This is a genomic window from Butyricimonas sp. BSD2780061689_150309_C8 (assembly GCF_015560935.1).
GTDB classification, from domain to species: Bacteria; Bacteroidota; Bacteroidia; order Bacteroidales; family Marinifilaceae; genus Butyricimonas; species Butyricimonas paravirosa.
The window spans coordinates 18,509-32,978 of sequence record NZ_JADMSV010000025.1; the positions used below are offsets into that span (position 1 = coordinate 18,509).

9 protein-coding genes are annotated in these 14,470 nt (G+C 40.5%); all 9 read left to right on the forward strand.

Annotation, left to right across the window (positions count from 1 at the left end):
• The first annotated feature begins 7 nt into the window (after positions 1-7).
• The 9 genes from I2I33_RS16155 (at position 8) to I2I33_RS16195 (ending at position 14,309) form a co-directional block, all read left to right on the forward strand.
• Positions 8-1,192 (forward strand): FecR domain-containing protein, encoded by a 1,185-nt coding sequence (locus I2I33_RS16155; protein ID WP_195666849.1) that lies wholly within the window; start codon positions 8-10, stop codon positions 1,190-1,192.
• A 158-nt stretch (positions 1,193-1,350) separates the two neighbouring features.
• Positions 1,351-4,914, forward strand: a complete 3,564-nt coding sequence (locus I2I33_RS16160; protein WP_162613840.1) for a SusC/RagA family TonB-linked outer membrane protein — start codon at positions 1,351-1,353, stop codon at positions 4,912-4,914.
• 12 nt (positions 4,915-4,926) lie between these two features.
• Positions 4,927-6,456 carry a RagB/SusD family nutrient uptake outer membrane protein gene (locus I2I33_RS16165; RefSeq protein ID WP_229128346.1) on the forward strand — a complete coding sequence of 510 codons (1,530 nt, stop codon included), beginning with the start codon at positions 4,927-4,929 and terminating at the stop codon, positions 6,454-6,456.
• Positions 6,457-6,474: 18 nt separating this feature from the next.
• Positions 6,475-7,335: a putative zinc-binding metallopeptidase gene (locus I2I33_RS16170; RefSeq protein ID WP_087421958.1), complete on the forward strand. Its 861-nt coding sequence runs from the start codon at positions 6,475-6,477 to the stop codon at positions 7,333-7,335.
• A 69-nt stretch (positions 7,336-7,404) separates the two neighbouring features.
• The gene (locus I2I33_RS16175) at positions 7,405-8,724 is read left to right on the forward strand and encodes a thioredoxin family protein (protein WP_162613839.1); all 1,320 of its coding nucleotides are present in this window, start codon (positions 7,405-7,407) and stop codon (positions 8,722-8,724) included.
• Positions 8,725-8,742: 18 nt separating this feature from the next.
• Complete coding sequence (locus I2I33_RS16180) at positions 8,743-9,981, forward strand: thioredoxin fold domain-containing protein (RefSeq protein ID WP_087421956.1); 1,239 nt, start codon at positions 8,743-8,745, stop codon at positions 9,979-9,981.
• Between the two features lie 23 nt (positions 9,982-10,004).
• The gene (locus tag I2I33_RS16185) at positions 10,005-11,120 is read left to right on the forward strand and encodes a TlpA disulfide reductase family protein (protein WP_087421955.1); all 1,116 of its coding nucleotides are present in this window, start codon (positions 10,005-10,007) and stop codon (positions 11,118-11,120) included.
• Positions 11,121-11,213: 93 nt separating this feature from the next.
• Positions 11,214-13,850 carry a zinc-dependent metalloprotease gene (locus I2I33_RS16190; protein WP_087422225.1) on the forward strand — a complete coding sequence of 879 codons (2,637 nt, stop codon included), beginning with the start codon at positions 11,214-11,216 and terminating at the stop codon, positions 13,848-13,850.
• Positions 13,851-14,015: 165 nt separating this feature from the next.
• Complete coding sequence (locus I2I33_RS16195) at positions 14,016-14,309, forward strand: nucleotidyltransferase family protein (RefSeq protein ID WP_087421954.1); 294 nt, start codon at positions 14,016-14,018, stop codon at positions 14,307-14,309.
• The last annotated feature ends 161 nt before the right edge of the window (positions 14,310-14,470 follow it).

The window sequence follows — 14,470 nt, forward strand, 5'->3', positions numbered from 1 at the left end:
GATCGAAATGAAGGCGAAAAGAGAATATAAAAAAACGATCGTTAAAAAATATAAGCGAGAGGAAATTGTTCGTTTCATATTGGCTTATTTGAGGGGAGATATGACGAAGGGGGAATCTGATGAGTTTACGGAATGGATAGAGGAAGATGGAAGAAACCGTGCTTTATTTGAAAGATTGCAAAACTCTGGTTATGTGGGGAATAGTTTGCAGGAATTTCGTGGATATGATTCTGTGGAGGATTGGGAAAAGCTACGTGTAAGGTTAACGCCTCGTAGAAAAATAGGGCGTTGGGCTAGGGTTTGTGCGGCGTCCGTGGCTATTTTGTTATGTGGGGGAATGGTATGGCATTTTTGGGGAGGACAGGAGCGGGATATGAAATACGCTAGTTCTTTACCTATAGAATACGGACGTTCCAAGGCAATGCTCTTTCTGGAATCAGGAGAAATGATCCAGTTAGAAGCCGGCCGGGAGACTATTATACGGGAGGTAAAAGGGGAAAATTTCGTGAATACTGGGAGTAAATTAGTATATTCAGATACAGTAGAGGAGAAGAATGTGGAATGGCACACGTTACAAATACCAAGAGGTGGAGAATTTGTGTTGTGTTTGGCTGATGGAACGGTGGTAACCTTGAATGCGGATTCTAAAATCCATTATCCGGATCGTTTTATAGGGAATGAGCGTCAAGTTTCATTAGAAGGGGAAGCGTTTTTTGAAGTAGCGAAAGATAGTTTGAGACCTTTTGTCGTGAAAACAAACGGTATTGACGTCCGGGTACTGGGAACCGCTTTTAACCTGAAAGCATATCCGGATGAATATCAACAAACCACGTTGGTTCGAGGGGCTGTGGAAGTGGTGTTGGATAAACAACAGGTGTTATTACATCCCGGAGAGCAAGTGACGTGTATTGATAAGGAGTTAAGAGTTGAACAAGTAGATGTAAAACCTTATATAGCCTGGAAAGATGATCGTTTTGTTTTTGAAAATGAACCGTTGGAAGATGTATTGAAAAAATTAGAACGGTGGTATAATATAACCGTTTTTATTCAAAATCATGCGTTGACGGAGAAACGGTTCACGGGTAATTTGCCCAAGTATGAAGATATTGGTAATGTTCTGAAAATATTGGCTCTTACAACCAACATAAAATTTGAATTGAATGACCGAACGTTAATCGTTCAGCTAGAGTGATGGAAAACGGGAACTTGCGCTAACAAATTCCCGTGTTGAATAACTGCCATTGGGGAATGGCAAATTATTAATAATTAAAACTGTACAAATCTATGGAAAAAAATCGAGATTTTGACATAGGATGGGGATCTAATGTCATAAAGAAAATGTTTCGAACTATGAAAGTCTTTATTTGTATTTTAGTTCTAAGTCTATCTTCCGTTACTGCAAGTACTTTTTCTCAAGTACGGGTGAGTATAGGCGTGAAAAATGCGACTCTTAAAGAGGTTTTTAAAGAGATTACCAAACTTACGGGGTATGAATTCGTGTATAGTAATAACGAGATTGAACGCATTGGAAAAGTGTCTTTAAATGTCAGTAATAAGGATTTGAAGGATGTATTGGCTGAATGTCTCAAAGGAACTCAATTATGGTATATGATTGAGGAACAGGTGGTCGTTATTTCTCCGAAATTGTTACAAGCAGAGTCTAAGGATGTTAATAAAGCTACGATTGCATCTGGAAGGGTTGTAGGAGAGGATAAAAAGCCGATACCGGGAGTAACTGTTTTGTTAAAAGGAACATCTACGGGAGTTACAACAGGTGTTGATGGCGTGTTTTTTATCATGGTTCCTGATACGACGGCAAATGTTGAATTTATTTTTTCTTTCGTTGGAATGAAAACTAAAACCGTGGCTTACAAAAGTCGTCCTAAAACGGGAGAGTGGTTGATTACGATGGAAGAAGATTTATTGGAAATGGATGAAGTTGTTGTTACCGGATACACCACGTTATCCCGTAGGGAAACGGCGAGTGCCGTTAGTCAAATAAAGGCGGACGATGTGATGTTAAATTCAAAATCGTCAATAGACCAAATGTTGATCGGACAGATCCCGGGGATGACAATCGTACAGACATCCGGGGAACCGAGTGCAACTCCTAAAATTCGTATCCGAGGAATATCTTCAATTACATCATCGAAGGCTCCCGTTTGGGTGTTGGATGGGGTTATTCTGGAAGACCCGGTAAATGTAGATTATTCCCAGATCAATGGAGACGATGCAGCTTACTTGATCGGTAACGCTATTGCTGGTATTAATCCTCGGGATATAGAGACAATCACCGTTTTAAAGGATGCTTCGGCAACGGCAATATATGGTGTCCAAGCGGCAAATGGGGTGATCGTGTTGACAACCAAACAAGGAAAAGAGGGTAAGGCTCAATTGAATTATAATACTTCCATGACTTTAAATCAACGTCCTTCATACGGTGATTTTTATTTGATGAATGCCGCGGAAAGAATTCAACTTTCTCAAGATATTATTGCTAAGTCTTTGGAATACGGACGAGTACCGGTTTCTTTGGGGTATGAAGGGTTATATATGGATTATATGAATCGTAAAATATCTTATGAAGATTTTGCCCTTGGAACCAAACGGATGGCTAAGCGTAACACGGATTGGTATGATATATTGTTTAGAAACGTTTTGAGTCATAATCATACATTGAGTATAAACGGAGGCTCCAAGGATACCCGGTATTATGCATCAATTGGTTTTGATCAAAATTTTGGAACGGCCGAAGGAAGTGTCAGTAAACGTTATACGACAATGATGAAATTGAATTCATGGTTAAATGACCAAGTATTTGTTGGTGTGACTTTGAATGGGAATGTTACTGAGAATAAAGGTTTTCATAGTTCGGTGAATCCTAACCAGTATGCTTATGAAACTTCCCGGACGATCCCTTGTTATAACGAGGACGGATCATTATTTTATTATGAAACAAGGCAGAAAGGACAACTTGCAAGTAGTCAGGCTCCCAAAGAAGAAATGTTATATAATATTGTACATGAGTTGGGACAAACAGGATCTGCGGGAAAAGTTGCGGGTATAACCGGTCAGGTTAATCTTCAATGGAGAATAAAATACGGTTTTAAATATGATTTTTTAGGTTCATATTCTTACCAGCAATCTAAACAAAATTCATATGCAAAGGAGGCTTCCAATTACGTGGGGATAAAACGTAAATATAATATAGGAAGTATTGAACCGAATTCATTAGCTGAAGATAACAGTGTCATTCCTATCGGTGGAATAATTGATAAGTCCGAGACAGAACAGACTACTTATATGATTCGGAACACGATCGGATTTTCCGGTCATTGGGGGGATCATGAAGTTTCTGCATCTGCTCTTTCGGAGATTAGAGGGGTAAAGCAGACGGGATTCAGTGGCACGTATTATGGTTGGATGCCGGAGCGGGGACAGACCCTTACTCCCATGTTAACGTCCGCGTATGTTGCAGAATTAGCAAATCTAAGACCGCGTATCTCTGATAATTTGACAAATTACGTGTCATGGGCAGGAACTTTGGCTTATACATGGCGGGAAAAGATCACTTTAAACGGAAATATTCGAATGGATGGTTCCAATAAATTTGGAGAGAACCCGAAATACCGTTTTTTGCCTATTTGGTCTATTGCCGGAAGGTATACGTTGACAGAAGAACCTTTTGTGAAAGGAAGTAATATCATTTCGCTATTAGCTTTAAAGGCTTCTTACGGAATTCAGGGAAATATAGATAAAAGTACATCCCCGGAATTGGTTATTCAGGTAGGAGCATTAAATACGGTTACTCGTTTGAACGAGTCCTTCTTTGAATACTTGCCTAATGCCGATTTACGTTGGGAAAAGACAACATCTTATAATCTGGGTTTGGAAATTGCTTTATTGAAAGATCGGATACAGGGAGAATTTAACTACTATTTCAAGAAGGGTGAAGATATGATTATGAGTAAAAAAGTATCTCAATCCATGGGATTAAGTACGGTTAAAATTAATGGGGGAAGGATTGATAATAGTGGTTGTGAGTTAACGTTCAGATTTTATCCTATACGAACGGCAGATTATGCCTTTAGTGTGAATTTTGTTTATTCTTACAATAAGAACGAGTTAGTATCAGCTAATAGTGACAGTGATATTACAAATTCGGAAATGTTGAACGGTTCAGCTTTGATAGAAGGTAAACCCATGGGAACGTTTTATTCTTATCGTTTTGCCGGGTTGAACGGGGAAACAGGTTACCCGACATTTTACGATAAAGATGGCAAGAACTATTCGGAAGTGGATGGAGTAAAGTATCCTCATTATGCTCTTTATGAAGAAGAAATCGATTTGGTGAAATCAGGTTGCTTGGACCCGACAACAAGTGGTAGTTTAGGACTTAATTTCCGATATAAAAACTTCCGGATTGATTTAGGATTTACCTATACTTTGGGGGCCCATAGACGTTTACCGAATATTTATCGACAAGAATATTATAAAATATTTGATCCGTTGATCAATGTGACGAAGGAATTAAAACATCGGTGGAACAATCCGGGAGATGAGAATTCTACAATATTCCCGGCTCTATATGATAATAGGACTTATAACCAGTTAAATCAGAAGAGTGCATTGGATGGTCGAGGGTCTGTTTATTATGGAACACAGTTATATGATAAGACTGATGTTCGAGTTGCCAAGATTGATAATGTCCGTTTGAGAAATCTTAGTTTGATGTATCGTATTCCGACGAAGATCTTGGAAAAAATAAAGATACAAGATATATCTTTTAATTTCCAGGCAACCAATTTATTCCAAATTGCCGCGAAAGAATGGAGGGGACGCGATCCGGAGTCGGGTGATTCCAATACTCCTATACCAAGAACTTATTCTTTAGGGCTAAATGTAACATTTTAAAAGGAAACTATGATGAAAGCGATATGTAAATATATTTTAGTAGTCATACTAATGACAATGGCGATTAGTTGTGATGACTTCTTGGAGACGACTTCTCAGGATTTGATAGTTCCCAAGACCGTGGAGCATTACAAAGAATTATTACAGGGCGAAGGCTATTTTAAGGAATTCTTGGCAAAAAGTGTTTTTGCATTGTACATGACAGATGATGTCGAGTATTTTGATGCTGTTGCCGGGGGATCATGGGGAGGTTTTGGAGATTCTAATTTTGAAAGTTACGGGGATTCTTATAAATGGGAAACTGAAATTGAGAATGACGTGATGACAGATCGATGTTACCAGTATCTCTACAAACAAATTCTGGTGGCGAACACTTGTATAAGTGCGTTGGATGAGATGGAAGGAACGGATGCGGAAAAGAAGATTTTATCGGGACAAGCTCATTTTACTCGTGCTTTTGGATATTTTTTGTTAGCTAATTTTTATGCACAGGCATATAATGAGGCCCAAGCGACAGATCCTTGTGTTCCTTTAGTATTAGACCCGACTCCGACAATGGAAAAATTTCCCCGGGCAACGATGGAAGAAGTATGGGGAAGGATAAAATCAGATGTCGAGGAGGCTATAAGTTCTTTAGAGAAAGCTAATATATCTGGAATATATGAGATTAACTATGGAGCGGCGTTGATATTAGGAGTGCGAGTAGCTTTGTTTATGGAAGATTTTGATCTCGTTATTGAGTATGGTGAAAAAGTTTTGAAAATTAATAGTTCGTTGTATGATATTACGGATAAACCGGTATCGACGGGAACAAGTTCTCCCTCCTCATCTAATTTTCAAGATAAATTTATTTATCCGGCTAATAATCCGGAAATAGTGTGGCTATATGATAATGGAGAAAAAGAATCTCATTATGATGTTTTCTATGTCGGTGGAATTTTAGCTGGGGATTGTATCAGTATATCTTCTGCTGCTTCTAATTCGATCGTGTCCATGTTTGATTACCAAATTGTTGAAACGGAAGGAGGGAACGTGATTGAAGGAGACAAACGTTTCACGTATTGGATCATAGCTCCTTCTGCAAGTTATTATCCGTATGTACCGATAAAATATGATCATTATAATATTGTTGGGGAAGATTATCAGAGTAGTTTTAGAACAGGGGAAGTGTATATCTCTCTTGCAGAGGCGTATGCTCGTAAGACAAATCCGGAAATAGATAAGGTGTTGGAATATTTAAATGCATTGCGGTCTCACCGGATTAAACCTTATACGAGTTTGAATAGCGGTGATTTTGCTTCCGTGGATGCGTTGATAAAATTCGTATGGGATGAACGTAGAAGGGAACTTTGTTTTGAAGAGCATCATCGGTGGTGGGATTTACGTAGAACCGGACAACCAGCCTTGTCGCATACGTGGATGGGTGGAGAAGTATACAAGTTGAAAGAAAAAGATCCGGCTTATGTGATTAATTTCCCTCAATTGGAGAGAGAATTTAATTCGGCATTAAATAATGCTCGTCCGATAAGACTTCCTGAATAATGAATTAAAAAGTACGATATGAAAAATATAATCATTTTTATGTTGTTGTGTTTTATATCTGTATCTTGTGTGGATAACGATGATTCTGATATAAAACTGGATGTTCCTTCTCAGCCAGAATTGACGGATAAGACCCCTGTTGATTCGAAGATTAAAAAAATGTATGAAAATTATGGATGTTTCATTCATTATGAATTTACAAAAGAGGAGTTTACTTATGATTGGTCAACACATTTCTCAACGCCGTCTTATTCTCCTGCTAAAGCGGATAAAGTTGTTGACGTGTTAGACTTTATAGAGGAAAAAGTTCTTTCTATTTTTCCGACAGAATTCTGTCAAAAATATGTCCCTTTAAATATCTATTTAACAGATACTTTGATGGGGTTATATAGTGATTGGAATGGTCATGCTGTGAATAGTAAGTTGATCATCGGGCGAGTGGGAGAACAGTTTGATGAATTAGATAAAGACGAGTTACGTGATGCTTGGATTTCGATATTTGTGGAACGGATGCTTGCTGTTTGGCCTTATCCAACAGATTTTGCGATTATCAGTGATGCCGGGTATAATCCGAGTTCAATTCTAAGTAACGGGACTGTTATCACGTATCAATACGTGGCAGCCACGACGGATATGGTTGCGACATATGCTATATTGAAATTTGGAAGGAGAGGAAAATATAATGCTAATGGGCGCAATATGTACACGACAAGTTATGCACAAGATTTTGGAGATTACGTGGCATTTATTGCTTTCAAGAAACCTTCGGAGAAAGAAACATATTATGCAAAGAATGCAGATGTGAAGAGAAAAGTAGAATTGGTAAAAGAGTACTTCCTTGAGAACTTTGGTATTACGTTACCAGAGGCCACGGAATAAATAAACGTAGGTTCCGTGACCGGACTCGGTCACGGAACCATGAAGAAGATCATTATAAAATTATATTGTATGAAAAAATTGTTGCTCGTTAGCATACTTATCGTGCTTAGGTGTACTGTTTTTGGACAGGGTACTGAGTTTTTAGAGGGGAAAAAATGGAGTGATGTCTTGAAAACGGCACAAGAACAGGGAAAGTATATTTTTATGGATTGCTACACCTCTTGGTGTGGTCCATGTAAGGGATTGGCACAAAACGTATTCCCGCAACCGAAAGTCGGGGAGTTTTTGAATTCTAACTTCGTGTGTTGCAAGTACGATATGGAAAAGGGAGAGGGGATTATGTTGTACAAGAAGTACAAGGATAACATTCCGGGATTCCCGACGATGTTGGTGATCAATCCTGCCGATGAAAGTATCGTTCATAAAGTCGTGGGATACACGGAACCGGATGCTCTTATTGCGGCTTTGCAGGACGGGTTGGATGGAAAGACGTTGGCTGTATTTCAAAAAAGGTATGAGGCGGGAGAACGTTCTTTGGAATTGATCAAGGATTATTGTAAAGCACTTGACGTGGCGTATGATCAAGGTACAAAAGAGAAAATCGTGAGAGACTATATTGAATCTATGCCGTTGGACTCATTGATGAATAAAGAGTTGCTGGAATTGTATTTACCTTATTTAAATGATGCTTATTCTACGCGGTACGGGTATGTTCTTAAAAATCTGGATAAGCTCCAATACCGGCTTAAAATAAATCGGTATGATATTGAATCTCGTTTACAGAGGGCTATGTCGGATGCCGTGCGTGAGATCGTGAATGTAACGCTTGCGTATACTAATGCAGACACTTTAGCTTTGATGAAAACGAAAGAAGAAAAGTTGAAAAAATTATTACAGGGAGCGTCCGTGAAAGGTTTTGGTGAATTGAATGCCAAGCTTGCTATTAATGATATACGGATGAATGGAGATATTCTGGCTCTTGATGCGATACTAGAGGCTGATAAGACTTTACAGGCTACAAGAGACGAGTATTCTTTCCGACCGGATATGTACAAATACATGATTGAGCACGCTGACGCCAAGACTCAAAAAGAGATTATCCGGAAGTACCTGACAATTATGCAAGAGAAACAGGATGTTGCGGATGAAAGAAGTAATGGCAAAGTTACTCTTTTTACTGAAAACGCTTACGATATTTTGGCTATCGGGTATTATCGTTTGGGGGATAAGAAAAAGAGTGAGGCGTGTGCGAAGAAATTTGATGAGTATTATAAACTTCGGTTGGTAGATATGAAGAAGATGTTTAAAGATGAGAAAACTCAAGCTCAGATTGATGATGAATATCGTCAGAGAATGAATGATCTTCACGAGAAAATTGGGATGAAGTAACACGAAAAATGGTATTGTATGAAAAGATTGTTAATCATTTGTATGCTTGTGGTGTTAGGAAACGGCGTTTTCGGACAGGGTATCGAGTTCATGGATAATGAACCGTGGAGCAAGGTTTTACAGCGAGCGAAAGAGCAAAATCAGCTGATATTCATGGATTGTTACACGGTGTGGTGCGGCCCTTGTAAAGGGTTGGCGCAGGATGTTTTCCCGCAGAAACAGGTGGGTGATTTTTTCAATACCCATTTCGTGAACGTGAAGTATGATATGGAGAAAGGTGATGGGAAAATGTTACGTGAAAAATACAAGGAGTATATCATTGGTTTTCCGACTTTATTATTACTTGATGGCGATGGAAATGTTGTGCATCAAATGGCTGGTTACCAAAAGGCGGAGAACTTGATTGCCGGAATGAAAGCGGGAATGGAGGGGAAATCATTACCGGCCTTGCAGAAAAAGTACGAGGCTGGAGCTCGTGATTTTGAAACGGTTCGTGATTACGTGGCAGCCTTGAACGGGGCTTTTAAAAGAGAGAATATCCCAACGATTATTTCTGAGTTTATTGCGACGATCCCGATGGAGAAACTAAAGGATAAAGAGATTTGGAATCTAGTGGGAAAATATATTACTGATCCTTACTCGGAAGCCTATCAATATGTTTTCAAGGAGATTGAGAAATACCAGTATCGTATGGATGTAAATCGTTACGATTTGGAACGTCAGTTAGCAGATGGAATGGGGAGAGCCGTGAAGGAAATTATAAGAGTCACCACGAGTACGACTGATCCTGACACGTTGAAAATGATGGCAGAGAAAGCAGATATTCTCCGGGGTATGTTGATTCAGAATACCGTAAAACGTTTTCCAATGCTCTTGTGTAAGTTGAGAATTAATGATTGTCGTTTGGCTGGAGACGTGGAGGGTATGTATAGTTGGATCATGTTTGCCGATGGTTTGAATCTATTGAATTACGAGAATGATTTTCGGGGAGATACCTATATGTATATCACGGAACGGACCAAGGATAAGAAAGTTTTAAATTCCATATTGGACGTGATCGGCAAACAACAGGAGAAAGAAGATCAAGTGAAGAGTGATCTGGTGAAACAGAATTATTATGATTTGATCGCCACGCTTTACACGAGACTTGGACAAAAGGATAAGGCCGTGGATGCCCGGAAGAAATACGAACAGTTGGAAGAGGAAAAGAAAGCTGCCATGAGAAAATTATTTGGGGCGGATAAGGACAAGAAATGATGTTATATTAAAAAGATAGAAGTATGATAAAAAATGTATGTTATGGGTTATGTGCCATTATTTTACTAGTTATGGGATGTGACCAAAAAAAGACTTACACGATTTCGGGAACATGGGAGAATGGAAATGGAAAGGTCGTGTATCTGAAAAAGGAAACTAGGGAAAAGCAATTCCAGATTATAGATTCCGCAGTTGTGAAAGATAATCAGTTTAAAATGACGGGGGATATTCCGCAGGTTGAGAAATATTTACTAGCACTTGAGAAAAATGAGCAGGAGATTTTGTTGGATGGGGAACCGATCGAGGTTGTGGCCACCCAGATGACGAATAAGAATGGGGATAAAATTGATGCTTACAAAATGGCAATCCAGGGAAGTCATGAGCAGAAAGTTTTCGAGATGGCTCGGGGACTTTCAATGAGTAAAAGTATGGTCGGCTTGGGGGGTATGTTTGCCATGGTACAGGTAAAAGATGATTCCGTGAAACTGGATTCCACGTATAAAGCGGTGGAGATGATGAAAAGAGCGGTTGATGAAAGGATTAAGAATTTCGTGGATTCGAATAATAATAGTCTGGCGATCACGTATGTGATCGGGGACTTCATTGCTAGGGAATATCCTTTTGAAGACGTGGAGCGCTACTATAACAACCTGACCCCGGAAGTGAAAGCTTCCTATCCGGGACAGTTACTCAAGGAAAAAATGACAAGTTTGCGCTCGATTAACGTGGGAGGGATAGCCCCCGATATTGATTTGATGGCTCCGGATGGAAAACATGTTAAGTTATCTTCATTGAGAGGCAAGTATGTGCTGTTAGATTTCTGGGCATCTTGGTGTGGGCCGTGTTTGGCGGAAGTGCCGAATGTGAAAGCTGTTTATGAGCAATATAAGGACAAAGGGTTCGAGATATATGGTGTGTCATTGGATAACAAGAAAGATGCGTGGGTGAATGCCATTGAAAAGCACGACCTACCTTGGATACACGTCTCTTCTTTAAAGGGATGGGAATGTCCGGTGGCGAAAATTTACAACGTGACGGGAATTCCGAAAATGTATTTGTTGGATAAAGAAGGCCGGATCGTGGCCATGGACTTGAGAGGTGAGGCATTGAAGGAAAAAGTGTCGTCTTTTTTTAATTGAAAAAGAGACTCTTCTTGTCAACCGTTTTGACTTTTTTAGTCTATAACAAGAAAAAGGTGTTTTATGAAACACGAATTATTTAAAACAGTATGTATGAAAAAATGGATGATTGTATTGTTGGCAATGATTATTGTCATGCCGTTGTCGTCAGACCTGTATGCGGCGAGTAAGAAGAAAAAGAAAAAAGGAACCGCCACGGCAACTCTGCCGGCCCCTAAGAAAGTAAGTCCTTACGAGAAGTTATTGAAGGGGAAGAACGTGGAGACTTCAAAAAGTGATTTTATCACGTTGCATAAAGTAGGCAGTAAATTGTATTTCGAGATACCCTTGAAGTACATGGATCGTGAAATATTATTGGCGTCAACCGTGACGAACGTGACTTCTCCGGAATTTTGTGACATCGGTTACAAGGCGAATAATCCCTTGCATCTGAAATTCACGAAACGGGACAGTTCTATTTTCCTGCGTTACGTGTCAACGGGCGTGACGACCGATAATTTGCAAAAGGCGATGAATAACGTGTATGGTGACCCGATCCTGTATGCCTATGACGTCAAGGCGTATAACCCGGACAGTACAGCCGTGGTGATTGACATGACCACGCTGTTCACAACAAACGTGAAAGATTTGAGTTTTTTTGCGGATGCCATGATGGGGGGAATGGTGAAAATCTCTTCTTCTTTTAAAAAAGAGGCATCTTACTTGGACGAGATCAAGGCTTTCGATGATAACCTGAGCGTGAAGACGGTGATGTCTTACGGGGTGTCGTTGAGCGTGATGGGTATGATGAAATTGATGGATGATTATCCTTTCACGGCCACGGTGACCCGTTCGATCTTGCTTTTGCCGGAAGATAAGATGATTCCCCGAATCTCGGATTCCCGCGTGGGGATTTTCAACAGTACGAAAACCCGTCTTTCTATCACGAAGGAGGATGAAATCGGGAATTATTCCGTGGCTCATCGCTGGAGATTGGAACCGAAGGACGTGGAGGCTTACAAACGGGGCGAGCTGGTGGAGCCCGTGAAACAGATTGTGTTTTACGTGGATGACGCTTTCCCGGAATTGTGGAAAGAACCGATTCGTCAGGCGGTGACTACCTGGAACGCCGCTTTCGAGAAAATCGGTTTTAAAAACGTGATGGTTGCGAAGGATTTCCCGAAGGATGATCCCGATTTTGACCCGGATAACTTGAAATATTCCTGTATTCGTTACGTGGCTAATTCCACGGCTAATGCAATGGGACCCTCTTGGACAGACCCGACGACGGGTGAGATTATTAATGCCTCCGTGTTGGTTTACGGTAATATCATCCAGTTGATCAACAACTGGCGTTTCGTGCAGACCGCCCAGCTTGATCCTTCCGTGAGAGGTAAGAAATTACCGGATGACGTGGTGAAAGCCTCTTTGATCTACGTGGTGGCACACGAAGTAGGGCATTGCTTGGGATTCATGCACAACATGGCCTCTTCGGCAGCTTTCCCGGTTGATTCGTTGCGTTCTGCATCGTTTACTCAAAAATACGGAACGACACCTTGTATCATGGATTACGCTCGTTTCAATTACGTGGCGCAACCCGGGGATAAGGGCGTGAAATTGACTCCCCCGAATTTGGGTGTTTATGACGAGTTCTTGATTAAATGGAATTATCAATATATTCCCGGAACGAGAGACGAGTGGGAGGAACAACCTATCGTGGAACAATGGGTGGACGAACATGCGGGAGACCCGATTTATCGTTATGGTCGCCAACAGATACAGACTCGTTATGACCCGAGTGCTATCGAGGAAGACTTGGGTGATGACCCGATGAAAGCCAGCGAATATGGTGTGAAGAATCTGAAGTATATTCTTTCCAACTTGCAAGGATGGATTAATGATGATCCGGATTATTCTCATCGCCAGACGCTGTACGGCCAGATTATGACACAATATTATCGCTATCTGAGGAACGTGATGTATAATATCGGTGGAATCTATCTGACAGAAGTGAAAGAGGGTACTCCGGGTAAGCGTTATGAGGCTGTGCCGAAAGCTCGTCAGAAAGCATCGATGGCGTGGGTGTTAAAACAGTTCAAATCTATGGATTGGTTGAATAACGCGGAATTGAAGGCTCACTTCCCGTTAAGTGTTGACGGGAGTGCAATCGTTCGGAGTCGAGTGGCCGGGGATATTCAGGGATTGATTGGTAACGTGATTCTTTCTTCTCACGTGGCATCCTCTCCTTACTCGATTAATGAGTTTATGACGGACCTGTATAATGGCACGTGGAGTAACTTGTTACAAGGGAAGGCATTGACAGAGGGAGACAAGATTTTGCAAAACACGATGGTGGATATGGTCTGTGCATCATTGAGTGATGGCGGTGCCAAGAAAAGTGCCTCTCCTTTCGGTTTTGCACCTTCTGTTGACGAGATCGTGGCTTACGGGTTGGATGAGAGTGGTTTGATCAGTCGTTTTGCAGACCAGTTCCGTGCGGTTGATGAAGAATATGGCCGGGGATACGTGGCCTCAAATATGGTGGCCGATCAGTTCGGAACTCCCGGTTACGGTTGGCAGAGAACGGTTGCCACGACGGCAATTGACGATTCCAAGGCCTATTTGCAGGATATGGCCGTGAAATCCCGGAATTTATTAAGAAGTAAAATAGGAGGAATGTCCGGAAACGCGAAAGTACATTATCAGGCTCTTCTTATCAAATTAAACAATGCGTTGAAGGACAAACTATAGTGTATGTTTTCTAGTTTGTGTTCAGAGTATGACGTCTGAAATTGATCCGGGGCAGTTCGTTTATCGAGCTGCCCCTCTTCTTTGTCTTTGTCGTATGTAAAAATGAATGATGGATATTTGATTGTTTTTCATATCTTTGTAAAAACGAATAGGAAAAGGCAATATATGAAGACAAAAGAAGAATATTTGGCAGATTTACGACTGTTTAAAGAAAAGTTTGCTGCAAAATATGGCATTCGTTCTATCGGAATCTTTGGTTCTGTGGCTCGTGGAGAACATCGGGATGATAGTGACTTGGATGTTTTTGTCGAGTTGGAAGAGCCTGATTTTTATACTATGCATGATATTCGGGATGCTCTTCAACAAATCTGTGGCTGTAAGGTTGATTTGTTGCGCCTGCGTGAGGGACTTCGGGAATTGTTAATAAAAAGAATCGAAAAAGATGGACTCTACGCTTAAGGAAGAGATTATAGATAAATTGAAACAGATACTGGATTCAATAAATGTCATACGGGAGCGAAGTGTGGAGTAATCAATAAGCATTTAACTCCTTTAAAGGAAGTTGTCGAGCAATTGATCGAAGATTTGTAATATCAATGGATAATTTATTAAATTCGCGT

What these genes read in the sequence shown, in the direction of transcription:
- I2I33_RS16175 (WP_162613839.1), top strand. Translation starts at nt 7,405, where the DNA reads ATGAAAAAATTGTTGCTCGTTAGCATACTTATCGTGCTTAGGTGTACT.
- I2I33_RS16170 (WP_087421958.1), top strand. Translation starts at nt 6,475, where the DNA reads ATGAAAAATATAATCATTTTTATGTTGTTGTGTTTTATATCTGTATCT.
- I2I33_RS16195 (WP_087421954.1), top strand. Translation starts at nt 14,016, where the DNA reads ATGAAGACAAAAGAAGAATATTTGGCAGATTTACGACTGTTTAAAGAA.
- I2I33_RS16165 (WP_229128346.1), top strand. Translation starts at nt 4,927, where the DNA reads ATGAAAGCGATATGTAAATATATTTTAGTAGTCATACTAATGACAATG.
- I2I33_RS16180 (WP_087421956.1), top strand. Translation starts at nt 8,743, where the DNA reads ATGAAAAGATTGTTAATCATTTGTATGCTTGTGGTGTTAGGAAACGGC.
- I2I33_RS16155 (WP_195666849.1), top strand. Translation starts at nt 8, where the DNA reads ATGAAGGCGAAAAGAGAATATAAAAAAACGATCGTTAAAAAATATAAG.
- I2I33_RS16160 (WP_162613840.1), top strand. Translation starts at nt 1,351, where the DNA reads ATGAAAGTCTTTATTTGTATTTTAGTTCTAAGTCTATCTTCCGTTACT.
- I2I33_RS16185 (WP_087421955.1), top strand. Translation starts at nt 10,005, where the DNA reads ATGATAAAAAATGTATGTTATGGGTTATGTGCCATTATTTTACTAGTT.
- I2I33_RS16190 (WP_087422225.1), top strand. Translation starts at nt 11,214, where the DNA reads ATGAAAAAATGGATGATTGTATTGTTGGCAATGATTATTGTCATGCCG.